The 24,558-nt window shown below is 61.9% G+C and carries 19 protein-coding genes and 6 tRNA genes; 2 read left to right on the forward strand and 23 right to left on the reverse strand.

The genetic code is table 11. The features are described 5' to 3' along the window. Positions 1 to 46: 46 nt before the first annotated feature. From Q9451_RS22890 to leuC, 11 genes are all read right to left on the reverse strand, one after another. Positions 47 to 1,051, reverse strand: a complete 1,005-nt coding sequence (locus Q9451_RS22890; protein WP_012271198.1) for an aspartate-semialdehyde dehydrogenase — start codon at positions 1,049 to 1,051, stop codon at positions 47 to 49. A gap of 83 nt (positions 1,052 to 1,134) precedes the next feature. Continuing rightward, entirely contained in the window at positions 1,135 to 2,607 is a 1,473-nt protein-coding gene (locus tag Q9451_RS22895; RefSeq protein ID WP_012271197.1) for a surface lipoprotein assembly modifier, read from the reverse strand. Between the two features lie 91 nt (positions 2,608 to 2,698). After that, positions 2,699 to 3,457 carry a Slam-dependent surface lipoprotein gene (locus tag Q9451_RS22900; protein ID WP_041166420.1) on the reverse strand — a complete coding sequence of 253 codons (759 nt, stop codon included), beginning with the start codon at positions 3,455 to 3,457 and terminating at the stop codon, positions 2,699 to 2,701. 87 nt (positions 3,458 to 3,544) lie between these two features. After that, positions 3,545 to 6,682 (reverse strand): TonB-dependent receptor, encoded by a 3,138-nt coding sequence (locus tag Q9451_RS22905; protein WP_012271195.1) that lies wholly within the window; start codon positions 6,680 to 6,682, stop codon positions 3,545 to 3,547. A gap of 109 nt (positions 6,683 to 6,791) precedes the next feature. Continuing rightward, positions 6,792 to 7,736, reverse strand: coding sequence for a FecR domain-containing protein (locus Q9451_RS22910; RefSeq protein ID WP_012271194.1), 945 nt, complete (start codon positions 7,734 to 7,736; stop codon positions 6,792 to 6,794). Positions 7,737 to 7,850: 114 nt separating this feature from the next. Beyond that, on the reverse strand, positions 7,851 to 8,342 hold the full coding sequence (locus Q9451_RS22915; protein WP_012271193.1) for an RNA polymerase sigma factor: 492 nt from the start codon (positions 8,340 to 8,342) through the stop codon (positions 7,851 to 7,853). Between the two features lie 210 nt (positions 8,343 to 8,552). Beyond that, the gene (gene asd, locus Q9451_RS22920) at positions 8,553 to 9,665 is read right to left on the reverse strand and encodes an aspartate-semialdehyde dehydrogenase (RefSeq protein WP_012271192.1); all 1,113 of its coding nucleotides are present in this window, start codon (positions 9,663 to 9,665) and stop codon (positions 8,553 to 8,555) included. 63 nt (positions 9,666 to 9,728) lie between these two features. Then, positions 9,729 to 10,811 carry a 3-isopropylmalate dehydrogenase gene (gene leuB, locus Q9451_RS22925; RefSeq protein WP_012271191.1) on the reverse strand — a complete coding sequence of 361 codons (1,083 nt, stop codon included), beginning with the start codon at positions 10,809 to 10,811 and terminating at the stop codon, positions 9,729 to 9,731. Between the two features lie 54 nt (positions 10,812 to 10,865). After that, entirely contained in the window at positions 10,866 to 11,630 is a 765-nt protein-coding gene (locus tag Q9451_RS22930; RefSeq protein ID WP_012271190.1) for a class I SAM-dependent methyltransferase, read from the reverse strand. 90 nt (positions 11,631 to 11,720) lie between these two features. Further along, the gene (gene leuD, locus Q9451_RS22935) at positions 11,721 to 12,365 is read right to left on the reverse strand and encodes a 3-isopropylmalate dehydratase small subunit (protein WP_012271189.1); all 645 of its coding nucleotides are present in this window, start codon (positions 12,363 to 12,365) and stop codon (positions 11,721 to 11,723) included. Next, positions 12,362 to 13,795 carry a 3-isopropylmalate dehydratase large subunit gene (gene leuC, locus Q9451_RS22940; protein ID WP_012271188.1) on the reverse strand — a complete coding sequence of 478 codons (1,434 nt, stop codon included), beginning with the start codon at positions 13,793 to 13,795 and terminating at the stop codon, positions 12,362 to 12,364. Before leuC ends, leuD begins: the two co-directional genes overlap by 4 nt. Before the next feature lie 131 nt (positions 13,796 to 13,926). On the opposite strand from leuC, the gene Q9451_RS22945 reads away from it, so the two are divergent. Further along, positions 13,927 to 14,805: a LysR family transcriptional regulator gene (locus Q9451_RS22945; RefSeq protein WP_012271187.1), complete on the forward strand. Its 879-nt coding sequence runs from the start codon at positions 13,927 to 13,929 to the stop codon at positions 14,803 to 14,805. Between the two features lie 62 nt (positions 14,806 to 14,867). Continuing rightward, complete coding sequence (locus Q9451_RS22950) at positions 14,868 to 18,164, forward strand: PAS domain S-box protein (protein ID WP_012271186.1); 3,297 nt, start codon at positions 14,868 to 14,870, stop codon at positions 18,162 to 18,164. Positions 18,165 to 18,221: 57 nt separating this feature from the next. Here Q9451_RS22950 and Q9451_RS22955 read toward each other — a convergent pair whose 3' ends face one another. The 12 genes from Q9451_RS22955 to gltX all read right to left on the reverse strand — a co-directional run bounded on the left by Q9451_RS22955 (position 18,222) and on the right by gltX (position 24,455). Continuing rightward, entirely contained in the window at positions 18,222 to 18,665 is a 444-nt protein-coding gene (locus Q9451_RS22955) for an Hsp20 family protein (protein ID WP_012271185.1), read from the reverse strand. Between the two features lie 172 nt (positions 18,666 to 18,837). After that, a complete protein-coding gene (locus Q9451_RS22960) occupies positions 18,838 to 19,809 on the reverse strand; it encodes a tRNA-dihydrouridine synthase (RefSeq protein ID WP_012271184.1) in 972 nt (323 codons plus the stop codon). A 51-nt stretch (positions 19,810 to 19,860) separates the two neighbouring features. Further along, positions 19,861 to 20,295: a thioesterase family protein gene (locus tag Q9451_RS22965; RefSeq protein ID WP_012271183.1), complete on the reverse strand. Its 435-nt coding sequence runs from the start codon at positions 20,293 to 20,295 to the stop codon at positions 19,861 to 19,863. 108 nt (positions 20,296 to 20,403) lie between these two features. Then, positions 20,404 to 21,237, reverse strand: coding sequence for an alpha/beta fold hydrolase (locus Q9451_RS22970; RefSeq protein ID WP_012271182.1), 834 nt, complete (start codon positions 21,235 to 21,237; stop codon positions 20,404 to 20,406). A 15-nt stretch (positions 21,238 to 21,252) separates the two neighbouring features. Further along, complete coding sequence (locus Q9451_RS22975; protein ID WP_012271181.1) at positions 21,253 to 21,792, reverse strand: TetR/AcrR family transcriptional regulator; 540 nt, start codon at positions 21,790 to 21,792, stop codon at positions 21,253 to 21,255. 173 nt (positions 21,793 to 21,965) lie between these two features. Next, positions 21,966 to 22,041, reverse strand: a tRNA-Glu gene (locus Q9451_RS22980). A gap of 42 nt (positions 22,042 to 22,083) precedes the next feature. Continuing rightward, positions 22,084 to 22,159 (reverse strand) — tRNA-Ala (locus tag Q9451_RS22985). A 62-nt stretch (positions 22,160 to 22,221) separates the two neighbouring features. Further along, positions 22,222 to 22,297 (reverse strand) — tRNA-Glu (locus Q9451_RS22990). 42 nt (positions 22,298 to 22,339) lie between these two features. Beyond that, a tRNA-Ala gene (locus Q9451_RS22995) sits at positions 22,340 to 22,415 on the reverse strand. A 53-nt stretch (positions 22,416 to 22,468) separates the two neighbouring features. Continuing rightward, positions 22,469 to 22,544, reverse strand: a tRNA-Glu gene (locus Q9451_RS23000). A 72-nt stretch (positions 22,545 to 22,616) separates the two neighbouring features. Continuing rightward, positions 22,617 to 22,692: transfer RNA gene (locus tag Q9451_RS23005), tRNA-Ala, on the reverse strand. 281 nt (positions 22,693 to 22,973) lie between these two features. After that, positions 22,974 to 24,455 (reverse strand): glutamate--tRNA ligase, encoded by a 1,482-nt coding sequence (gltX, locus tag Q9451_RS23010; protein ID WP_012271180.1) that lies wholly within the window; start codon positions 24,453 to 24,455, stop codon positions 22,974 to 22,976. Positions 24,456 to 24,558 lie beyond the last annotated feature (103 nt).

A 24,558-nucleotide genomic window follows, 5' to 3' on the forward strand; every position in this document is an offset into this window, starting at 1 on the left:
CCGAAACCTGCATGCGGAGCAGGACAAAAGTGCTCGCCAGTATCTTTTACGGCATGTGTTTAATCAACAATTGCGCCACTTGCACGGCATTGAGTGCGGCGCCTTTGCGCACGTTGTCGGTGGTCAGCCAGAGGTTGAGCTGCTGGTCTTCATCAACACCGTGACGTACACGACCAACATAGACCACGTCTTGGCCCACTGCGTCACCTACCGGGGTCGGATAATCATCACGCTCCACCAGCTCAACACTTTCGGCGCTCTCCAGGGCCTGATTGACCGCTTCCAGGTCAACCGGGCGACGGCTCTGCACGGCCACACTGAAGCTATCGCCGAAAAACACCGGGACTTGAACACAGCTTACGGAAATCTTCAGTTCAGGCAGCCCCAGCAGCACACGCAGCTCGCTGACCAGCCGGCGCTCCAGTGCCGTATGGCCCTGTTCATCGGTAGCACCGACCTGGGCCAGCAGGTTGAACGCTACCTGGCGGTCGAAGAAGCGCGGCTCCAGCGGCCGGGCGTTGAGCAGTTCGGCGGTTTGCCGGGCCAGTTCGCTGACCGCTTCACGGCCTTGCGCAGACACCGCCAGCGCGGCCATCACCTGTACCCGCTCGATGTCCAGCAGGCCCTTGAGCGGCGCCAGCGCGACCGCCAGGGCAACCGCCGCCGAGCACGGGCTGACAATACGCGCCGGCAGGGCCAGGCCCGTCAGGCGTTGCGCGTTGGCTTCAGGCACCAGGGCCAGGCCACCGTCCAGCTCACCGGACAGGTCGATGACCGTGCAGCCCGCCTGCAGCGCCTTGCCGGCAAAGCTGCGGCTGACGGCGGCGCCAGTGGCGAAGAAAGCCAGTTTTACCTGGGCGAAATCGAAGCTGTCGACCTCGCGCACCTTCAGCTTCTTGCCGGCGAACATCACGCTGCTGCCTGCCGACTCCATACTGGCCAGCAGGTGCAGGGTGGCGACCGGGAACGCCAGTTCTTCGAGCACCTGTACCAGGGTTTCACCGACGCTGCCGGTGGCGCCGACGACGGCGATATCGAATGTAGGGTTCATGATGCGGTCTGCCTCTGGCGAAACGGGAGCGGCACTTTACTCGCATTGCCCGATCGAGGCCAACGCCGTCGCTAGGCTGGCAGTCAGAACTGCTTCTCCAGCTTGAGGCTGACGCTGTTGCGCTCCCAGCTGTACAGCCAGTCGACGTTGCTGTTCACCTTGTTGTACTTGAAGGTCAGGCTGGGTACCAGGTCGTGGAAGGCCAGGCCCGGTGCGCGCACGATAAAGGTATAGCCCTGCTCCTCTTCATGACGCCGGTCATCGAGCAAGGCACTGTAGGCGTCGTACTGGCGGGTGCGCCAGGAGGCGAACAGCACAGTGCTCAGGCCGATGTCGAAGTCCTTGGCAACGCCCAGGCGCAGGCCCCTCTGGAAGTAGGCTTCGGTAGCATCGCGGGTGTTGCGGTCGGTGAGGTCGAAGCCGCCGAACAGCACCCACTGCTGTGGCAGGGCTTGCCACAAAGTGGCGTACACGGAGGCTGCGCTGCCGTCATAGGTGTCCGCGGCCTGGCGGCGGTAGGCCATGTCCTTGTATTCGCCTTCCAGCTTGAGCATGCGCGTGGCCGAAAGGTTGTGCATCCATTCACCGCGCAGGCCCCAGGCTGAGTACATCGGGTCACTGCCAATGCGGTTGTATTCGAACTGTGGGCCCAGGCTGTACTGGTTGCGCCCGTCCTGATAGCTGTAGCCGGTGTTACCGATGAAGGTGTCTTCGTTGTACTTGCTCTCTTTGTCGTAAGCCTGCCCGTAGGCGAGCGCCCGGCCGAATACGCCATGGTGGCCGGACAGCGCTACGCGCTTGTTCAGTGTGGCTTCGTAGTCGATGCCTTGTGCCGACACTGCCTTGGGCATCTTGCGCTCGACCAGGTACACCCCGTCACTGGTTTCCAGGCGGTAGTGGGTGGTGCTCTCCGAGGACTGGTTGAGGTTGTCGTTCCAGGTCGGGCCGATGGCAAGCGAGCCTTGCCAGCTTTCGCGGTGGTCCAGCGCCTCGATGAAACTGTCGACGGTATTGCCCAGGCCCTGGTTGCGCGCATCGGCTGGGCCCAGGCTTTGGCTGATCTGACGGAAAGCCTCAGCCGACTCGCGGTCCTTGCGGTTTTCGAACAGCACCCGGGCCAGTTCGAGCTGGCCGGGGAGAAAGTCGCCCTGCAACGTCAACAACTGGCGGTAGTGCGCCTCGGCTTGCTCCAAGTCGCCACGCGAGCGAGCCAATGCGCCATCGGCGTAGGCCAGCAGCATCCGGTCGTGGCCTGGCAGCGCGACGTAGCGGGCGCGGAATGCAGTCACAGCCGCCCATTGCTGGCGCTGCACCGAAACATAAAGGGCACGGCCCAGGTCATCAAGGTTGTTCTCTACCCGGTACGTCTGGCCATCGATGACCAGCGTCGTGCCAGCGATTTCGTCCTTGAGCAGCTCTCGCTCCTGACGGTTGGCGCGGTATTCAATGCTCTGGTTCAGGCGCAGGTTGGTGTCCTGGTCGGCCAAAGCAGTGAGGGGGAAAGAAAGCGGGAGGGACAGCAACAAGACGTAATGCAGGCGTGAAGGCTGGGGCATTGCTTGGCTCTCGGGGGGCCTTGAAATAGCTGCAATCAGGGCCGCAAGGCGGCCCTGATGCACTTAACTGACCAGCATCAAGCGGGTCGGCTTACTTCTTCACACCACCGAACGCGGTGTCGTAGTTACGGTTTTCGAACTTGGCGATACCGGCCAGGGAAGCGGCAGCGCCCGCGCCGAAGAAACTGCCCTGAGTGGTGCCCTTGGACAACTGCGCGTTGTTGGTCGGGTTGAGTGCCAGGGCCGCGCCAGAGAAGGCAGCGGTCGATTTGTCGATGTTGGCCGCCAACTGGACTTTCAGTGCACCGTTAGCCAGGTTACCGGTCAGGGTCGGGGCAGCAGCGCCGAAGCTCGCAGTCAGGTCACCCGACAACAGGTTGCCACCGGAGTAGTTGCTGATGCCCTGGACGGCATAGGAAACGTTGGTGGTCGGCAGCACGCGCCCCGTGGTATCACCGGAGTAGTAGACGACGCGGGTCGGGTCATTGTTGGTACCGTTCTGCGACCATTCGCCGAAGTAGACTTGCTGGGTGGAAACCTGCTTGAAGTCAAAGTTACCCAGGGTAGCGTGCGATGGCGGCATCATGGCTGTAGTGATAGTGGTCACACCATGGGTATCAGCCGCGACCATGCCCTTGAGGCCGCTGAACGCAACTTTCGTACCGTTGTAGAAAGCCGACACACCCACGGCAGGCGCGCCCGCTTCACCGGGATGATTGGTAGAGTTGCCTTGGGCACCACCCACTACGATGGCGCCTGTGTAGCTCTGCCCCGAGGCGGTGTCAGCCTGCGCAACACCAGCCAGACCCAGGAGTGCAACTGCAAGTACGGAAACATTGAACGCTTTCATTTCATAATCCATTGATAAGTTAATAGTATCCAACACACAAGCACGTCCGACGTTCGGCGCCGTTCACCCGTCCATAATCAATTCACCTCAGAAGTTTGCTGTTAAACCGATTTTCAGTGTTCGGCCTGGTGCGGGCATGGCCGACCGGGTCAAAGGGTCCAAATAATAGAGATTGGTCAGGTTGGTACCGACCAACTCGACACTCACGTCGTCGGTGAGCTTGTAGTTGACATACGCGTCGTAGGTCACAATGTCATCCCAGGACAATGGCGTATTCAGGTAGTAACTAACCATGGGATTACCGCTGTAGTTACTGTGAAACTTGCTGTCATGTCCCTTGTAGTAAATGACACGCCCACCCACTTCCAGGCGACGGTCAAGGAAACGTGCGCCCAACCCAAGGTTGGCGGACCATTCAGGCATTGCCATACCCACCAGGTAACCACCGATAAAGCCGTCATCCACGCAGTTCGGGGTAGCGCCGGTGGCGTCCAGTTGCATCGCCGAGTTTTCATCGCACACTTCATTCTTGAGCACATGCGCCACGCTCAAGTCAGTGAAAAAACCGCCATTATCGTATCGGCCTTGTAACTCAACGCCTGCGGTAGTTTGTTTCTCTATATTGGAGAACACCAACTGCGGGCTACGCTCGATGACGTCATTGGTCGTGTTGTGATAATACGTTAGCTTTACATCCGCCTGCTCACTGCCCCACCAACCACTCAGGTTATGGATATAGGCGACTTCATAGTTATGCGCATGTTCAGGCTTCAAGTCCCATGGCGTCAGCGAAGCCGAGAAACCAACGGTACTTTCGAACATGCTTGGGTAACGGATCGCTTCGCTGTAACGAAGGTAAAATCGGCCGTTCTCCGACGTGTAGAATGTGGCGGACAGGTTGGGCACCCACCCCTGATCCTTGCGGTGCCGCGCAGAGGTATCGACTGCCTGATTGACCAGATTACCCTCACTGTCGACAGCATCTGCAGCACCGCTGTACAGGGCAGCGCTGCATGTCACTATTTCCTCGCCAGCGGCTGCAGCCGCGATGCACGGGTTGTTACTACGCTGATACTTTCCCTTGCCGTCATGCGCCCAGTGTTTTTTCTGGTCCACATCGAGAACGTACGGCGTACTCGCTTCAATAGATGCCTTATCAGCCTGCCGTTCGGCTTCGCTATAGCCGAACATGTCCCAGAACATTTGTGCGAATTGAAGTTTTTCATCCACAACTGCGCGCCACTCCTCCTGCGACAGCTGTTTACGCGTGGTATACCAGAGCTCTTTACCGCTTGGGACAACCTGGGTACTCACGCCCGTGTCACGCTGCTGACGCTTGAGAAAATCATCGAACGACCAGTACGAGGAGTAGCGCCCACCCGCTGTGAAGCGTGCAAAGGAAACGGGCTGCCAATCGAAGTTGAAGTTGTATTCCTGCTCTTCGCGACGCCCGGCCCTGGGAAACAGACGCGTTGCCGAGAACGTGGTCGGGTCATAGATGCTGTCGCCCGAACTTAGCTTTTCATGCTGGTAGCTCCCGCCCAACGTCAGGTCGAGGCTGTCCAGCAGCTTCAGCTTGTTGCTGACAGTGAGCCCGGCTCGGTCATGCTTGGCATTGGCCACAGCGGTATTACGAAATTCGGGATTCTGCGCGGTGGTTTCGTTGGGAACGCCACCCGAACTGTAGGTATCGCTGACGGTCCGGGTCATCCACAAGTTCGAGTAGAAGTCGACCCAGCGGTTGTCTTCTGGGTTGAGCTTGTACTCCACGTTATAGGCCTTGCTGTCTACATGGCTCAGCGGCCACTGCGGCACGCCGTAGGTCGCGGCATCATAGGTACTCCCCGGCGTGAAGAATGAAATACGCGAGGGCAGGATCTCGCCATACAACGAGTCAGTGGCACGGTAGCCAAATTCCAGGCGCTGGCCCTCGTCGATCTTCCAGGTAGCCTTGGCCAGCCACGACTCCATCTTGCTGGAACTGTTCGGTACTTCATCGCCAGGCTTGTAGATGCGCGCCAGATTGGGCACGTAGTCCCACTTGCCATCCACCAACTCGCCACTGGCGTAGTAACTGCTCTTTTTCTTGCCCGCGTAGTGGTTGCCCTTTTCCCGGTAGGCGTAGGCGCCCATCAGGTCGAAATGCTCCTGGCGCGTACCCAGTGCCAACCGATAGGCCTTGTCGTCACTCGACAGCAGGTCGTTGCTGCTACTGGTACGCGGGTGCTTGTACAGCGACGGGTCGTAGTACGAATTGATCGGAATGTACTGGTAATCCGCACCGGGCATCTGCCCGGTCATCAGTGTGGGCAGCTTCGGGGATACCGAATTGTTGCTGCCCTCGATCTTGAACTCGCCGCCGAATGCTTCGCCCTCCTTGAGGATGTCATCGACGCTCAGGGTATTGACCACCACCGCGCCACCAACGCCGCTGTAGACATTGCGCTCCAGGTTCGGCCCCTTAATTACCTTGATCGAACCGATCAGGTTGGGGTCGATGTAGTTGCGGTTGTTGGCCCCCATGTAGCCGCGGTACACGGTCAGCGCCTGCTCGGTGCCGTCGATGGTCAGCGGCACCCGCCCAGGGCCCTGGATGCCACGTACGTTCGGGTCCAGCGCACCACTGTTGCGGGCGTCGCCGCTGTAGACGTTGAGCATGCCCTTGAACACGTCGGCGGGGGCGGCGCCCTTGTAGCGCTCGATCTGCTCCTTGCCGGCGTAGACGGTGGAAATGTCCTGGTCGTAGATGTCGCTGTAGCCCTTCTCGTCCCGCGAGCGGCCGTCACGCTGGCCGTACACGTAGGTCGGGTGAAGGTCATCGGTGCCAGCGCTGGTGGCCGATTGCAGGTGGATCACCGGGCGGTCGGGCCCGCCACTCAGGCTGAAGCTGATCGGCAAACCACTCAGCAATTGCTTGAGCGCACCTTCCAGAGAGAAACGGCCCTGTACCGGGTTGGCGTACAGGCCATTGAAGGCCTCGCCGGTCAGGTAAAGCTCGGCGCCCGCCTGGCGTGCCAGCTGCAACATGGCATCTTCAAGTGCCCCGCCCTTCACATCGAATTGATGGTACTGGCCGGCCTGGCTGCGTGCGTCGCCAGCCGGGTCGGTGGCGGCCATGGCAGGCAGTACCGGCGTGGCGCCGCAGCAGGCCAACAGTGCCAGCTGAATCCCCAGGCTCAGCGTTCCACGTTGGGGGGCAAGACGCCCTGAAGCTCCCTTTGACATCGTTTCCAAGCACCCTAGCTAAAGACAAATAAGAGTTATTTGCATTCAGTAACGTGCGAAGCTGGAAAACACAGTAGAGCGATATGATCTATTAAATGGTTTTTTTAGATCAGTAAATCAGCATTAGACCTGGAAGCTCCAGCACCCGGGCATGTGCCTGCTTGGCCAACTGCCTCAGGGAGTCATCGACGTGGTCGACCCGTGCCACGGCATTCACCGGCAGGCGCCGCAGCGCATCGCCGCGCACCAGCGTCAACCCTGCGCGATAACGGCCTAACTGCTCGACTGCCTGGGCCAGGGTCTGCTGGCGCAGCACCACCCTGCCCTCCTGCCAGCTGGCCAGTTCCTCCGGGGATTGCTCCAGTGGCTTGAGCCCGGCATGTGGGCCGAAATACAGACTGTCGCCTTGCTGCAGCACGGCAGATGCCGAAGCATCGTCCAGGCCATGGGAAACCAGGTTGATTTCAACGCTGTGCTGCAGCACGCCCACCCAGCCAGAGCGGTCATCCTTGTCGACCGCGACCAGATAACGAGTGCCACGAGCGGTGATGGTTGCCCCTGGCGTGCTGACAGTGAAGGGTCGTGGCTCCGCTTCGCCAACGGGTGAAGGGCTGAAGACTGCCTCGCCGTGCTTGAGGCGCACCATACGTCGCTGGCCGTCATACGCGATGCTGAGAATACTGCGGCTGCCCAGCACAAGCTGGCTACCATCGCCCAATGTGACATGGCGCACTTCGCCATAGCCGGTCTGGTAGTCGGCGCCCAGGCCCTGCACCCAGAATGGCGGCGCCAGCCACAACCAACAGGCCATCGCGAATCCGCTGAGTACGCCACCACTGGCCCATGGCCGTTGCCATATAGCCTGTAGCCAGCCCTGCGGCCCGGCGGCGCGAGCTGGACGCGGTGGCCGCACATACCCCTGACGCAGCGCCGCACTGGCTTGCCAGGCGCGGTCGAGGCGCTGGGCGACGGCAGCATGCCGGGGGTCGGCTTCCAGCCAACGCCGATAGGCCGCTTGCTCGGCGGGACCGAGGCGACCTTGACGGTGTTTCATGACCCAATCGGCGGCCTTGCGCTCGATCGGGTCAACAGGTTCTGAGGGGTTCACGGTGCGGTGTTTGCTGCCTGTTGGTGTTTTTCTGGTAGCCCGGCCAGGTCAGCGCCTGGTCTAGTGATCAGGCTCAAGCCCTCGGCCGATCCTGGCCAGGGCACTGGCCAGGTGTTTTTGTACGGAACTTGTGGAAATTCGTAAATACTCGGCAGCCTCTTTGTGCGTCATGCCCTCCACCCGGCACAGCAGGAACACGTTGCGGGTGCGCTCGGGCAGCAACTCCAGGGTTGCGTGCAGGCGCTCAAGCTCTAATGCGCCCAGGGCCTGGTCCTCTGGCGAACTGGCTTCATCGATCAGGCCGTCGAAGATACTGGCCGGCTCGGCCTCGTAGCGCTTGCTGCCATAGCGCCGATGATGGTCGATCATCAGGTTGTGGGCAACGCGGAACAGGTAGGCCGGGGTCGCGAGCAGCCGCTCTACTCCATCCATCTGTGCCAGGCGCAGGAACGTTTCCTGGACGATGTCCGCTGCCAGGCTGGGCGTGCAGTTCTTGCGCAGCAGGTAGCGGTGCAAGGCGGTGGCATGTTCGTTGAAGAGTTGTTCCAGCACGTCAGCACTTTCCTATGCTCAGGCAAACTGGGGAGGCCGATTATAATGAGAATATTTCTCGTTAATCCAGGCATTTTGCCACTCCAGGACGCCGCTGTTACAAAACAAAAAAAGCCTGGCAGAAGGCGATTTTTGTAGGAGCCGCGCCGCATGCTGGTAATAAAAAACCCGCGCTGTCACCAGCGCGGGTTTTTAGTCAAAGCAGAGCGATCAACGCTCCAGCAGAATCCGCAGCATGCGGCGCAGCGGTTCGGCGGCGCCCCACAGCAGCTGGTCACCCACGGTGAACGCGCCCAGGTACTGCGAACCCATGTTCAGCTTGCGCAGGCGGCCAACCGGGATGTTCAGGGTGCCGGTGACCTTGGTTGGGGTCAGTTCCTGCATGCTGATTTCACGCTGGTTAGGCACCAGCTTCACCCATGGGTTGTGCTGGCTGATCATGCCTTCGATGTCGGCGATCGGCACGTCTTTGTTCAATTTGATGGTCAGCGCCTGGCTGTGGCAACGCATGGCGCCGATTCGCACGCAGATGCCATCGACCGGGATCGGGCTCTTGAAACGACCGAGAATTTTGTTGGTCTCGGCCTGTGCCTTCCACTCTTCGCGGCTCTGGCCGTTCGGTAGTTCCTTGTCGATCCACGGGATCAGGCTGCCAGCCAGCGGCACGCCGAAGTTTTCGGTCGGGAACGCTTCGCTGCGCATGGCCTCGGCAACCTTGCGGTCGATGTCGAGGATGGCGCTGGCCGGGTTGGCCAGGTCTTCGGCAACGGCGGCATGGGTGGCGCCCATCTGCTTGATCAGCTCGCGCATGTTCTGCGCGCCGGCACCCGAGGCCGCCTGGTAGGTCATGGCGCTCATCCACTCGACCAGCCCGGCTTCGAACAGGCCGCCCAGGCCCATCAGCATCAGGCTGACGGTGCAGTTGCCGCCGATGTAGTTCTTGGTACCGGCGTCCAGCTGCTGGTCGATGACCTTGCGGTTGACCGGGTCGAGGACGATCACGGCGTCATCCTGCATACGCAGGGACGAAGCGGCGTCGATCCAGTACCCCTGCCAGCCGGCTTCACGCAGCTTGGGGAAGACCTCGTTGGTGTAGTCGCCGCCCTGGCAGGTCAGGATCACGTCGAGGGTCTTGAGTTCTTCAATCGAATAAGCGTCCTTCAGTGGCGCTGTATCCTTGCCCACGTTCGGGCCCTGGCCGCCAACATTGGAGGTAGTGAAGAACACCGGCTCGATAAGGTCGAAGTCCTGCTCCTCCAGCATCCGCTGCATGAGCACGGAACCGACCATACCGCGCCAACCGATCAGACCTACACGTTTCATCGCAACTACACCTTTGCTAAAAGTGGGCCGCCACCGGGAATTTTGGGTGGCGGGCCAGAGAGATTACAGATTCCGCAGCGCTGCGACTACTGCGTCGCCCATTTCCTGCGTACCAACTTTGCGGCAGCCTTCGGAGAAGATGTCGCCGGTGCGCAGGCCCTGGTCCAGAACCAGGCTCACGGCCTTCTCGATCGCCTCGGCGGCAGCCGACTGATTGAAGCTGTAACGCAGCATCATCGACACCGACAGGATGGTCGCCAGCGGGTTGGCGATGCCAAGGCCTGCGATGTCCGGCGCCGAGCCGTGGCACGGCTCGTACATGCCCTTGTTGTCGGCATCCAACGACGCCGAAGGCAGCATGCCGATGGAACCGGTCAGCATGGAAGCTTCATCCGACAGAATGTCACCGAACATGTTGTCGGTCACCATCACGTCGAACTGTTTGGGGGCACGAACGAGCTGCATGGCCGCGTTGTCGACGTACATGTGGCTCAGTTCCACATCCGGGTAGTCCTTGGCCACGTCTTCGACCACTTCACGCCACAGCTGGCTGGAGGCCAGGACGTTGGCCTTGTCCACCGAGCACAGCTTCTTGCCGCGCACGCGGGCCATGTCGAAGCCGACACGGGCAATGCGGCGCACTTCGCTCTCGCTGTAAGGCAGGGTGTCGTAGGCCTGGCGCTCGCCGCCTTCCAGCTCGCGCTGGCCACGCGGGGCACCGAAGTAGATACCACCGGTCAGCTCACGAACGATGAGGATGTCCAGGCCCGAAACGATTTCCGGCTTCAGCGACGAGGCATCGGCCAGTTGCGGGTAGAGGATGGCCGGGCGCAGGTTGGCGAACAGGCCCAGTTGCGAACGGATTTTCAGCAGGCCGCGCTCCGGGCGAATGTCTCGCTCGATCTTGTCCCACTTCGGGCCACCCACGGCGCCCAGCAGCACGGCATCGGCCTGGCGCGCACGCTCCAGGGTTTCGTCGGCCAGTGGCACGCCGTGCTTGTCGATGGCGGCACCGCCGATCACGTCGTGCGCCAGGCTGAAACCGAGCTGGAACTTGTCGTTGGCCAGCTCCAGCACCTTGACCGCTTCGGCCATGATTTCCGGGCCGATACCGTCACCTGGGAGAATCAGAATCTGCTTGCTCATGCTTTCCTCTATCCATTCACGCGGTGCGGCCAAACGGGCCCCACCGAAAAGTGCTTAACGCTCGGCCCACAGCACCAGCACATCGGTGCTGAACGAGCCATCGGCCTCGATTTGGTAATACTGCCGTACTTCTTCGCCCATGGCTTGCTGCAATTGGCGGATGGCCACTCGCATCGGTTCTGGGGTGCGCATGCGCTCTACCCAGGTGTTCCACTCCAGGCGCAGCGGTTGACGGGTGTGGCTGCGCACATGCAGGCCGGCTTCGCTGACCTGGCGCTGCCATTCGGCGGCGGAGTAGTCGCGCACATGGCTGGTGTCGCGCAACACTTCGACCGTTTGCAGGTAGGTGTCGAGCAACGGGCTGCCCGGCGACATCACGTCGATGAACGCCGCCACGCCACCCGGCTTGAGCACCCGGCGCACTTCGCGCAGGGCCAGGCCCAGGTCGCTCCAGTGATGGGCCGAGTAGCGGCTGAAGACGAAGTCGAACGAGGCATCGGCGAACGGCAGGCGTTCGGCGGCGCCGCGCTCGGTGGCGATATTGGCCAGGCCGCGCTCGGCAGCGGCGCTGGCGACCACGTCGAGCATGGATTGCGAGAGGTCGTAGGCGACCACCTCGGCGACCAGCGGGGCGACGTGGAAGCTGACATGACCGGCACCGCAGCCCAGGTCCAGCACGCGAGCATGGGCCTGCCCTGCCAGCTCGGCCTGCAGCAGGGCAAACTCACTGCCCTGGGCGTGCACGGCGCTGCTGAAGTAGGCGTTGGCCTGTTCGCCGAACTGGCGTTGGACCACGTCGGTGTGGGTGGTGCTGGTCATGGGAGCATTCCTTTCGATTGTCATCACCAGTGCCGGCCTCATCGCGGGACAACCCCGCTCCCGCAAGGCCAGCACTCACTGCTATATCACTCAGGCATCACGGAACAGCCAAGGCTGCCCGGCGCGGTGCTTGCCTTCGAAGGCCTTGATCGCATCGCTGTCCTGCAAGGTCAGGCCGATATCGTCCAGGCCGTTGAGCAGGCAGTGCTTGCGGAACGCGTCGATCTCGAAGTGCAGTACCTTGCCATCCGGGCGAGTCACCGCCTGGGCCTGCAAGTCGATGGTCAGTTGGTAGCCCGGGTTGGCTTCGACCTGCTTGAACAGCTCGTCGACTTCCTCATCGCTGAGGATGATCGGCAGCAAGCCGTTCTTGAAGCTGTTGTTGAAGAAGATATCGGCAAAGCTCGGCGCGATGATGCTACGGAAGCCATATTCGTCCAGCGCCCACGGGGCGTGCTCGCGGCTGGAGCCGCAACCGAAGTTCTCCCGCGCCAGCAACACGCTGGCACCCTGGTAGCGCGCGTGGTTGAGCACAAACTCCTGGTTGACCGGGCGCTTGCTGTTGTCCTGGTAGGGCTGGCCCACGTCCAGGTAACGCCACTCGTCGAACAGGTTCGGGCCAAAGCCGGTGCGCTTGATCGACTTCAAGAACTGCTTGGGGATGATCTGGTCGGTGTCGACGTTGGCACGGTCCAACGGCGCGACGAGGCCAGTGTGCTGGGTAAAGGCTTTCATGCTGCGCTCCCTTGGATCAACTCGCGGACATCGATGAAATGGCCGGCTACCGCAGCAGCGGCGGCCATGGCCGGGCTGACCAGGTGGGTACGACCACCGGCGCCCTGGCGGCCTTCGAAGTTGCGGTTGGAGGTGGACGCGCAATGCTCGCCGCTCTCCAGGCGGTCCGGGTTCATCGCCAGGCACATCGAGCAGCCTGGTTCACGCCATTCGAAACCGGCTTCGAGGAAGATCTTGTCCAGGCCTTCACGCTCGGCCTGGGCTTTGACCAGGCCCGAGCCCGGTACGACGATGGCTTGCTTGACGCTGGCGGCCACCTTGCGGCCCTTGGCGATTTCCGCCGCGGCGCGCAGGTCTTCGATACGCGAATTGGTGCACGAGCCGATGAACACGCGGTCCAGTTTGATATCGGTGATCGCCTGGTTGGCGGTCAGGCCCATGTACTTCAACGCACGCTCGATCGAACCACGCTTGACCAGGTCGGCTTCGGCAGCCGGGTCCGGTACGCGCTGGTCGACGGCCAGGACCATCTCGGGCGAAGTGCCCCAGCTGACCTGTGGCTTGATCTGGCTGGCATCCAGCTCGACCACGGTGTCGAACACGGCGTCTTCATCCGACACCAGGTCTTTCCACGATTCGACCGCTTGCTTCCATTGCTCGCCTTTCGGCGCGTACGGGCGGCCTTCGACGTAGGCAACGGTAGTGGCGTCGGTCGCCACCAGGCCCACACGGGCACCGGCTTCGATGGACATGTTGCAGATGGTCATGCGGCCTTCCATCGACAGTTCGCGGATGGCGCTGCCAGCGAACTCCATGGCGTGGCCGTTGCCACCGGCCGTGCCGATCTTGCCGATCACGGCCAGCACGATGTCCTTGGCGGTAACGCCGGCTGGCAATTGGCCTTCCACGCGCACCAGCATGTTCTTCATCTTCTTGGCGACCAGGCACTGGGTGGCGAGCACGTGCTCGACCTCGGAGGTGCCGATGCCATGGGCCAAGGCACCGAAGGCGCCGTGGGTGGAAGTGTGCGAGTCACCGCAGACCACGGTCATGCCCGGCAAGGTGGCACCCTGCTCCGGGCTGATGACATGGACAATACCTTGGCGCTCGTCATTCATCTTGAATTCGACGATGCCGTATTCGTCACAGTTCTCGTCGAGGGTCTGCACCTGCAGGCGCGACACCTGGTCGACGATGGCCTCGATACCGCCCTTGCGCTCTGGCGTGGTCGGCACGTTATGGTCGGGCGTGGCGATGTTGGTGTCGATGCGCCACGGTTTGCGGTTGGCCAGGCGCAGGCCTTCGAAGGCCTGGGGCGACGTCACTTCGTGGATGATGTGGCGGTCGATGTAGATCAAGGACGAGCCGTCATCACGGCGCTTGACCTCATGGGCTTCCCAGAGTTTGTCGTAGAGCGTTTTGCCAGCCATCAGACTGTTCCTCATCAGCGTCTTTCTATGCCAAAGACCCCTTGGCTTGTACGGACGATGCTAGGGGGTTAGATTGAATAACTCAAATTCATAATTTTTATGCTTTGGATAACCCAAAGGAATACAAAACCATGGACCTGGCCAACCTCAGTGCCTTTATCGCCATAGCCGAAACCGGCAGCTTTTCCGGCGCGGCTGAACGCCTGTTCCTGACCCAGCCGGCCATCAGCAAACGCATCGCCGGCCTGGAACAGCAGTTGGACGTGCGCCTGTTCGACCGCCTGGGCCGCGAAGTGACCCTGACCGAAGCCGGGCGCGCCCTGCTGCCACGGGCCTACCAGATCCTCAACGTCCTTGATGATACCCGACGGGCGCTGACCAATCTGACCGGGGCCGTGAGCGGTCGCCTGACCCTGGCCACCAGCCATCACATCGGCCTGCACCGCCTGCCCCCGCTGCTACGGGCGTTCACCCGTCAATACCCGGCGGTGGCGCTGGATATTCAGTTCATGGATTCGGAACAGGCCTACGACGAGATTCTGCATGGCCGCGCCGAAATTGCCGTGATCACCCTCGCGCCCGAACCGCATCACCTGGTCAAGGCCGTGCCGGTGTGGGACGACGCCCTGGACTTCGTCGCCGCCCCCGAGCACCCACTGGCCAGCAACCAGGCGGTCAGCCTGGCTGACGTCGCCCGCCACCCAGCGGTATTCCCCGGCGGCAATACCTTTACCCACCATATTGTCCAGCGCCTGTTCGAAAGCCAGGGCCTGACGCCAAACATCGCCATGAGTACCAATTACCTGGAAACCATCAAGATGATGGTGTCGATCGGCCTGGCCTGGAGCGTGCTGCCACGCACCATGCTCGACGAACAGGTTGCACCCATCGCTTTGCCCGGCATACAGCTGTCGCGCCAGCTAGGCTACATCTTGCACACGGAGCGTACGCTATCGAACGCGGCCAGGGCATTCATGGCCCTGCTCGACAGCCACGCAGGGCCCGCCTGACCGGCCGTCAGCCAGGTATTTCCGATTCCAAGGACGCGTCATACGCCAAAGGTCTGGTACCGATGCCCAAATCAGCAAACCGCTTTTTGCGCCTGCCGCGAATACCTGCGGCTGATCCCCAGGAGTCCGAGCAGGCCTGGCAGAACGCGCCACAACTGCTGGCCGCGCTCAACGGCGCGCGCCTGGGCGCCTGGCTGTGGGACATCGAAAGCGGCAGGGTCAGCTGGTCGCGGGGCACCCAAGCCCTGTTCGGCTTCGATCCGCAGCGGCCACTGCCCGCCGATATCGATTACCTGGACCTGCTGCCCGAGGAGGATCGCGCCCGCACCCGCCAGGTGTTCCAGGCGGTGTTCAACGGCGAGCCCGTGGAGCAGGCCATGCGCCACCGTATCCGCTGGCCGGACGGTAGCCTGCACTGGCTTGAGATCAACGGCAGCCTGACCCACGACCCGCAGGGCCGGCCGCAGATGATCGGGGTGATCCGCGAAATCACCCGCCAGCGCGAACGGGAAACGGCGCTGATCAATTCGGAAAAGCGCTTCGCCACGCTGTTCCACCTCAGCCCCAACGCTATTTTGCTGACCCGTCGGCACGACGGCATGATTTTCGAAGTGAACCAGCATTTCGAGGACATGTTCGGCTGGCCCGGCAGCCAGGTGATCGGCAAGACCAGCCTGGAGTTGGGCCTGTGGGTCAACCCCGAACAGCGCCACCAGGTCATGGAATCCACCCGCGCCAACGGCGGCCCGCTGATCATGGAGGTGCAGTTCCGCGCCACCAGCGGCAAAGTGCATGACGGCATCCTCTGCACCCAGGGTATCGAGCTGGAGGGCGTGACCTTCCTGATCAGTACCTTCGTCGACACCACCGAACGCAAGCGCGCCGAGCAGGCCCTGAAAGACAGCCAGGAGCGCCTGGACCTGGCCCTGGACTCGGCGCAGCTGGGCACCTGGGACTGGCACATCCCCAGCGGCATGCTCTACGGCTCGGCCCGCGCCGCGCAGCTGCACGGCCTACCGCCGATCCCCTTTCATGAATCGTTCGATGCGTTTTTCGAAGGGGTACCGGAGCAGGAACGCAATTCGATGCGCCAGGCCTACCGCAGCCTGCGCGAAGGGCCTGCGGGCAATTACCAGATTACCTACCGGGTGCAGCTGGAAAGCGGCATTTCACGCTACATCGAAAGCCGCGCGCGGCTGTACCGCGACGAGCAGGGCAACCCGCTGCGCATGGCAGGCACCCTGCTCGACATTACCGACCAGGTGGAACGCGAGCAGCGCCTTAGCGCCTCGGAGGAGAAGTTTGCCAGCCTGTTCCAGGTCAGCCCCGACCCGATCTGCGTCACCCGCCAGGACACGGGCCAGTTCATCGAGATCAACCCGGCATTCACCCAGACCTTCGGCTGGAACGGCGAACAGGTACTTGGCCGCACTGCAGAAGAGATCGGCCTGTGGGCCGAGTCCATCGAGCGCGCGCAACGTATCGAGCGAGTGATCCGCGAGCAGGCCCTGAGCAATGTTGCCGTGGTGGTCAATCACCGCAATGGCGCGCCCCTGACCTGCGTGATTTCCAGCCGCCTGATCACCGTCGACGACCAGCCCTGCAGCGTTACCACCCTGCGCGACATTACCCAGCAGCAACGTGCCGAGGCCGCGCTCAAGTCCAGCGAAGAAAAGTTCGCCAAGGCCTTCCACTCCAGCCCCGACGCCATCACCATCACCGAACGCCACAGCGGCCGCTACCTGGAAATCAATGACGGCTTCTGCCGCCTGACCGGTTACAGCGCAGCCGAAGTGGTGGGCCACACGGTGTACGAGATCGGCATCTGGGCCGACGACAAGCAGCGCAGCGCACTGCTGGCCGAACTGCGCGAGCGTGGCCGGGTGCACCACCGCGAGATGCTCGGGCGCAACAAACGAGGCGATATCCTCACCGTTGAGGTTTCGGTGGAACCGATAACCCTCAATGAAGTGGACTGCCTGCTGCTGAACGCCCGCGACGTCAGCCAGCTGAAGAACGCCCAGGCACAGATACGCCACCTGGCCTACCACGACCCGCTGACCAACCTGCCAAACCGTGCCCTGCTGATGGACCGCCTGAGCCAGCAGATCGCCCTGCTCAAGCGCCATAACCTGCGCGGCGCCCTGCTGTTCCTCGACCTCGACCACTTCAAGCACATCAACGATTCGCTGGGCCACCCGGTGGGCGACACCGTGCTGAAGATCATCACCGCCCGACTGGAGGCCAGCGTGCGCCTGGAAGACACCGTGGCGCGGCTGGGTGGCGACGAATTCGTGGTGCTGCTCAGCGGCCTGGAAGGCAGCCGCGAACTGGTGGAAGAGAAGGTGCGCGAGCTGGCCGACACCCTGCGCGAACTGCTGGCCGAGCCGATGTCGCTGGATGGCCAGCGCCTGCAGGTGACACCCAGCATCGGCGTGGCACTGATCCCCGACCACGGCGCCACGCCGGCCGACCTGCTCAAGCGTGCCGATATCGCCCTGTACCGGGCCAAGGACTCGGGACGCAACACCACCCAACTGTTCCACACCACCATGCAGAAGGCCGCCAGCGAGCGCTTGCGCATGGAAAACGACCTGCGCCTGGCATTGGCCCGTGGCGAACTGGCGCTGCACTTCCAGCCGCAGGTGGATGCCCGCGACAACCGCATTGTCGGCGCCGAAGTGCTGCTGCGCTGGCACCACCCTCAACTGGGCCAGCAACCGCCCGCACAGTTCATTCAGGTGCTGGAAGAAAGCGGCCTGATCCTTGAAGTTGGCAGCTGGATTCTCGACGAAGCCTGCGACGCCTGCGCCCGCATGCTGACCGACGGGCTGATCGACGCCGATGACTTCAGCCTGTGCGTGAACATCAGCCCCAGGCAGTTCCGCCAGAACGACTTTGTCGGCCGGGTGCTGCGCAGCCTGGACGACTATCGCCTGCCGCGGCATATGCTGAAACTGGAAATCACCGAAGGCATTGTCATCCAGAATCTGGAAGACACCATCAGCAAGATGCGCGAACTGAAGCGCTACGGGGTGAGTTTTGCCATGGATGACTTTGGCACCGGCTATTCCTCGCTGACCTACCTCAAGCGCTTGCCGGTGGATGCGTTGAAGATCGACCAGACCTTCGTGCGCGATGCACCGATCGACCCCAACGACGCCGAAATCGTCCGCGCCATCGTCGCCATGGCCCGCAGCCTGGACCTGGCGGTGATTGCCGAAGGGGTGGAGCTGACCGAACAGCTGGAGTTTCTCGAACGGCTGGGCTGCCACCTGTACCAGGGGTATCTGCACAGCCGGCCGCTGCCGTTGCCGGAGTTTCGGCAGATGCTACTGGAGGCGCCCGCAGATTATTGAGCCGGCGTGTAAACGCAAGAAGGGCACCCGAGGGTGCCCTTCTTCACATCTGCGCCTTCAGTTCAGCGCTGGCTTGTCGCCATTGATCGGGATGCGCTTGGCCTTGGCTTCTTCAGGCACGATGCGCAGCAGGTCGATGCTGAGCAGGCCATTGGCCAGGCCGGCGGCCTTGACTTCGATATGGTCGGCCAGGCGGAACGACAGCTTGAAGGCGCGTTGCGCGATACCTTGGTGCAGGTAGGTCACCTCAGTGGCGCCATTTTCGCGCTTGCCACCGGTCACGGTCAGGACACCTTTTTCAACCTGCAGGTCGAGGTCCTGCTCTTGGAAACCGGCTGCGGCAACCACGATGCGGTAGTGGTCATCACCATGCTTTTCCACGTTGTAGGGCGGGTAGCTGCTACCGGCCTCATTACGCGCCGCGGACTCGAACAGGTCGTTGAAACGGTCGAAACCAACGGAATGGCGGAAGAGTGGAGCGAGAGAGAAAGCGGTGGTCATGGTCATAAACTCCTGAGAATCAGCAAGTAAGTCATTACGCGACCCGACTTCGGCATCGCGTACTCAAGAGATATGGCCGAGGGAAATGCTTTCAAGGGGCAAGCAGAAAAAATCTGATTTCTTGCACGGGATCTGGTGGCTGCTTCGTCGGTAACCCCGCGAAGCAGCCGACTCAGGCAACACATGCTTCCAGAGCTTGAGGCTCAACCCCAAGCAAACGGCTGATCCGCGCGCAATCATCCTCCCGACGCAACTCGGCAAACAACACCACCGCTTCGGGGTAACTGCGGGTCAACATCGCCAGCCACTGCTTCATCCGCCCTGGCGCATAGCGCGGCGACAACTTGTTCTGGGCCTGGCGCCAGAACTCGCGCAACAACGGCAGCAGGTCATCCCAGCTCATCGGCTGATAGTCGCGCCCCTCACGCGCGGCGGCTATCTGCAGGCCCAGGTCTGGGCGCGACACCAGCCCACGGCCCAGCATGATATCTTCGGCCCCACTGACTTCACGGCAACGCCGCCAGTCGTCGACGGTCCAGATCTCGCCATTGGCGAACACCGGCACCTTGACCACATCCTGTACCCGCGCCACCCACTCCCAATGCGCGGGTGGCTTGTAGCCCTCGACCTTGGTCCGTGCGTGCACCACCAGGTGCGCAGAACCGCCTTCGGCCAGCGCCGTGGCGCACTCCAGCGCCCCATCAGGGCTGTCGAAGCCCAGCCGCATCTTCGACGTGACCGGGATATTCGCCGGAACCGCATGGCGTACTTCACGCACGATGGCATGCAGCAACTCCGGCTCCTTGAGCAGCACGGCACCACCGCGTGACTTGTTCACGGTCTTGGCCGGGCAACCGAAGTTCAGGTCGATCACCGGCGCCCCCAATTCACAAGCCAGCGCGGCGTTCTCCGCCAGGCACACCGGGTCCGAACCCAGCAACTGCACGCGCATGGGCACCCCGGCAGCCGTGCGCGCGCCCTGGCGTAATTCGGGCGCCAGCTTGTCGAACGAAGAAGGCGGCAGCAGGCGGTCGCACACGCGAATGAACTCGGTGACGCACCAGTCGATACCGCCCACGCGCGTCAGCACGTCGCGCAGGATGTTGTCGACCAGCCCCTCCATGGGGGCCAGGGCAATTTGCATGTTGGGGTCTCGGGGTAAAAAGCCGGCAGTCTAACAAAAATTGCCGGCGATTCAGGCGCCGATCAGCGCCGGACCGTAACCCTCGATGAATTCCGCCGGCATACGCTTGGGTTTACCGCTGGACAACTCGATGCAGGCAAAGGTGGTTTGCGCGCGCAGCAGGGTTACACCGTCACGTGGGCGCTTGAGCTGGAAGCGCCGGGTCATGCGCAGCCGCTGGTCCCAATCGATGATCCAGGTGGCCAGTTGCAGCTCGTCGTCCTCGTAGGCGGCAGCCAGATAATCAATTTCGTGACGCACCACGGCCATCGCCCGGTCCAGGCGCCGATACTCGGCCAGGTCCAGACCCAGGCGCTGGGAGTGGCGCCACGCGCAGCGCTCCAGCCAGGTGACATAGACTGCATTGTTGGCGTGGCCGAGGCCGTCGATATCCTCGCTGCCGACGCGCAGGTCGATGACGAAGGGTGTTGCCAGGTCCCAGCTCATGTTCGCTTCCTTGGCGCAAAAAGTGAATTTAGCAGCGACCTGCAGAAGAATGTCCAGCCCTACCGTCCTGACACGGCCACTCCTGCAACGACAGGGGCAGCCTGCCAATCAGGCGCTTTGCCGCGCCGGTGCGGCTGCGCGGGCCAGCAATTCGAGCACGGCTTCACCCAGACGCGGGTCAGCCAGCACCCGCTGGTGGCCGCCCTCTTCCAGCAGCATCAGGCGGCTATCGAACCAGGCCTTATGGATTACATGGGCTTCATCGGGAGCCACCAAGGCATCATCGGCGGCATGCACCACCAACCCCGGCAATTCCAGCTGGTAACCGGTCACATCCAGCCGCGCGATCTGCATGCCCACATCCCGCTCAATCTGGCGAATGAACGCCGCCCGTGCCCGCGCCGGCAACCCCAGATGATGGGCAAAACCTCGCAACACGCCTAGCAGCCGCGCCGGGGCCGCAATGCTTACCGCCGATTCTGTGCGCAACCCCATCTGCAGGGCCAGCAACACACTGGCCCCCCCCATGGAATGGCCAATGACCGCACGCAGTGGCGGTAACTCGGCGGCAGCCTCAAGCAGCGCTCGGGCAAACAGCACCACATTGGCCTGCTCGCCAGGCGAACGCCCATGCCCCGGCCCCTCCAGCGACACTACAGTGTGCCCGGCCTGGACCAGGGTTTCGATCAAGGCGGCAAACTGGGTCGGGCGCCCTTCCCAGCCATGCATCAGCAGCACGGTCGGCCCCTGGCCCCAACGCAAGGCCGACAGCCCGAAGCGCAGGGTAATGCGCTCGGCGCTGGCCAGCATGGGCAGCTCCCAGTCCCGCGGCGGCAGGTTGCGCGGGGTCATGAAGGCACGACGCATCTTGCCCGCGACATGCTCAGGGGCCAGGCGGCCCAGGGTGCCATTGACACCACGAATCCAGCTCAGGGTGGTCATCGCCATGCTCCAGGGTTAAAGCACCGCCGATTTGGCGGCGCGCAGAATACGGTCAGAAAGGTCACTGGTACCCAAGGCCCGCGCCAGCGCCAGGCCACCGACCATCAGCGCCAGGTCGGCCAGCGCCTTGTCGGCATCCTCAGGGCGGTCAACCATTGCGGCGGTCATCAATTCGATGTGCTCGGCCAGCACCTCGCGGAAAACCTCCGGCAGGCGCTGCATTTCGCCCAGCGAGTTAGGCAACGGGCACGCGTGCACTTCGGCGTCCCGGTGCTTGCGCGACAGGTAGAAGGCCCCGGCCAGCGCACGCCGCCCGACACCATCGAGATTGGGGTCGATCTGGGCGAGCAAGGCGCGGCGCTCGCCCAACAGCTGGCGGAATGCTTCGAGCATCAGCTCGTCTTTGCTGTCGAAGTGGGCATAGAAGCCGCCGACGGTCAGGCCTGCCGCGCCCATCACCTGACTGACGCTGGGCTCCGCCGGGCCCTGCTGGATCAGCGCACTGCGCGCAGCTTCCAGAATGCGTTCACGGGTTCTGCTCTTCTTGTCGCTCATCAGGGCACTCACCATGCAAAATATGATGATCGAAATATTATTCTCATCATATTTTTTGGCAAGCAAAATATTCAACCGTCGGTCGGTAGTGGTTTTTTGGAGAGGGGAGAAAAACAAAAGGCCCATTCAATAAGCGAATGAGCCTTTAAAGTCCCGCAAAACGCGGGTAAATGTGGCGTCCCCTAGGGGACTCGAACCCCTGTTACCGCCGTGAAAGGGCGGTGTCCTAGGCCACTAGACGAAGGGGACGTAACCTTCGCGAAGGTCCACTTGCGTGAACCCTGGCAGAAATGGTGGAGCTAAGCGGGATCGAACCGCTGACCTCCTGCATGCCATGCAGGCGCTCTCCCAGCTGAGCTATAGCCCCGAAACAAAAGGCTCATCAATAATCGACGAGCCTTTTTAAGCCCTGCAAAACGCAGGAAAAAGTGGCGTCCCCTAGGGGACTCGAACCCCTGTTACCGCCGTGAAAGGGCGGTGTCCTAGGCCACTAGACGAAGGGGACGTAACCTTCGTGCCGGCCCGCCAAAGCGAACCGCGGCAAAATTGGTGGAGCTAAGCGGGATCGAACCGCTGACCTCCTGCATGCCATGCAGGCGCTCTCCCAGCTGAGCTATAGCCCCAGATTTATAGCCTCGCGGCCCAGCGACATCGTGAAACATCGCTTGTGTAAAACTGGCGTCCCCTAGGGGACTCGAACCCCTGTTACCGCCGTGAAAGGGCGGTGTCCTAGGCCACTAGACGAAGGGGACGAACCTTCTTACCTTCAAGACCCGGTTGCTGGACCCGGTCTTGCTTATCAGCCTTGGCTGCTAAGCGGAATTTGGTGGAGCTAAGCGGGATCGAACCGCTGACCTCCTGCATGCCATGCAGGCGCTCTCCCAGCTGAGCTATAGCCCCACAATGTCGCGTTGAACCGAAGCGCTGGCTGGGTGCCTGGCGTTTCGTTTTCGTTCATCGCTGTGGACGGGGCGCATATTAAGATCGGATTGCAAAGCTGTCAAACTAATTTTTCAAAATATTCAAAAAAATTTTCACAGATAACAATCACTTACCGCCCTGCCCCAGTTCTTGGAGGTTTAGTTGAACCTGCAGGAGCGGGCTTGCCCGCGAATGCGGTGTTGAATTTACCATCGCATTCGCGGGCAAGCCCGCTCCTACAGGTTAGGGGTAAAGCTGAATCAGGCGATGGAAGCCAGCAGCTTTTCCCACTCTTTGTTTTCTTTCTTAGACACACCGCCCAGCAGGTCCAGGGCCTGGCGCAGGCGGTAGCGGGTCAGGTCGGGGCCGAGGATTTCCATGGCGTCCAATACCGAAACCGAGCTGGCCTGGCCGGTGATGGCGGCGAACATCAGCGGCATGGCATCACGCAGCTTCAACTCCAACGCCTCGACCACGGCCTGGATGCAACCGGTGATGCGCTCTTTTTCCCACTGGCGCAGGCTTTCGAGCTTCCACAGGATCAGCTGGATCACCTGGCGCACCTGGTCGGCCGACAGTTTCTTGCTTTCGAACAGCTTGGCATCCAGCTTCAGCGCACCTTCGAAGAAGAACCCGCCCAGCGGGGCAACCTGGCTGAAAGTCTCGACCCGGCCCTGCACATGCGGGGCGATCTTCATCATGTAGTCGCTGTTGAACGCCCACTTCTGCAGACGAGTGGCAAACTCTTCGACCGGCAACTCGCGCAGCCACTGACCATTGAGCCAGGACAGCTTCTCGATGTCGAAGATCGGGCCGCCCAGCGAGATACGCGACAGGTCGAAATGTTCGACCATCTCGGCCAGCGAGAATTTCTCGCGCTCGTCAGGCATCGACCAGCCCATGCGGCCCAGGTAGTTGAGCATCGCTTCCGGCATGAAGCCCATGCGCTCGTAGAAGGTGACTGAGGTCGGGTTCTTGCGCTTGGACAGCTTGGACTTGTCCGGGTTGCGCAGCAGCGGCATGTAGCACAGCTTGGGCTGCTCCCAGCCGAAGTACTCGTACAGTTTGATCAGCTTGGGTGCCGACGGCAGCCACTCTTCCCCACGCAGCACGTGGGTGATGCCCATCAGGTGGTCGTCGACCACGTTGGCCAGGAAGTACGTCGGCAGGCCGTCGTTCTTCATCAGCACCTGCATGTCCATGCGGTCCCACGGGATTTCGACATCGCCGCGCAGCATGTCCGGCACCACGCAGATACCTTCGCTCGGGACCTTCATACGGATCACGTGCGGCTCGCCAGCATCCAGGCGGCGCTGCACTTCTTCGGCGCTCAACAGCAGCGCGCGGCCGTCATAGCGTGGGGTTTCGCCGCGAGCTTGCTGCTCGGCGCGCATCTGCTCCAGCTCTTCGGCGGTGCAGAAGCAGTAGAAGGCGTGGCCGGCGTCAACCAGTTCCTTGGCGTACTTGGCGTAGATATCGCCACGCTCGCTCTGCCGGTATGGGCCATGCGGGCCGCCCACGTCCGGACCTTCGTTCCATTCGATGCCGAGCCAACGCAAGGCGTCGAAGATTTGCTGCTCCGACTCGCGCGTGGAGCGCAGCTGGTCGGTGTCTTCGATGCGCAGGATGAACTCACCGCCGTGCTGCTTGGCAAAGCAGTAGTTGAACAAGGCGATGTAGGCGGTGCCGACATGGGGGTCGCCGGTAGGCGATGGCGCGATACGCGTGCGTACGGTGGTCATGGAGAGTCTCGAACGAAAGATGAAACAAAGGCGGGATGTTAGCAGGAGGCAGGCACCGGGCTCCAGCAATGGCGCGAACGTCACTTGTCGACAGGCCCTGCGG

The sequence above is a fragment of the Pseudomonas sp. NY8896 genome (assembly GCF_039634505.1).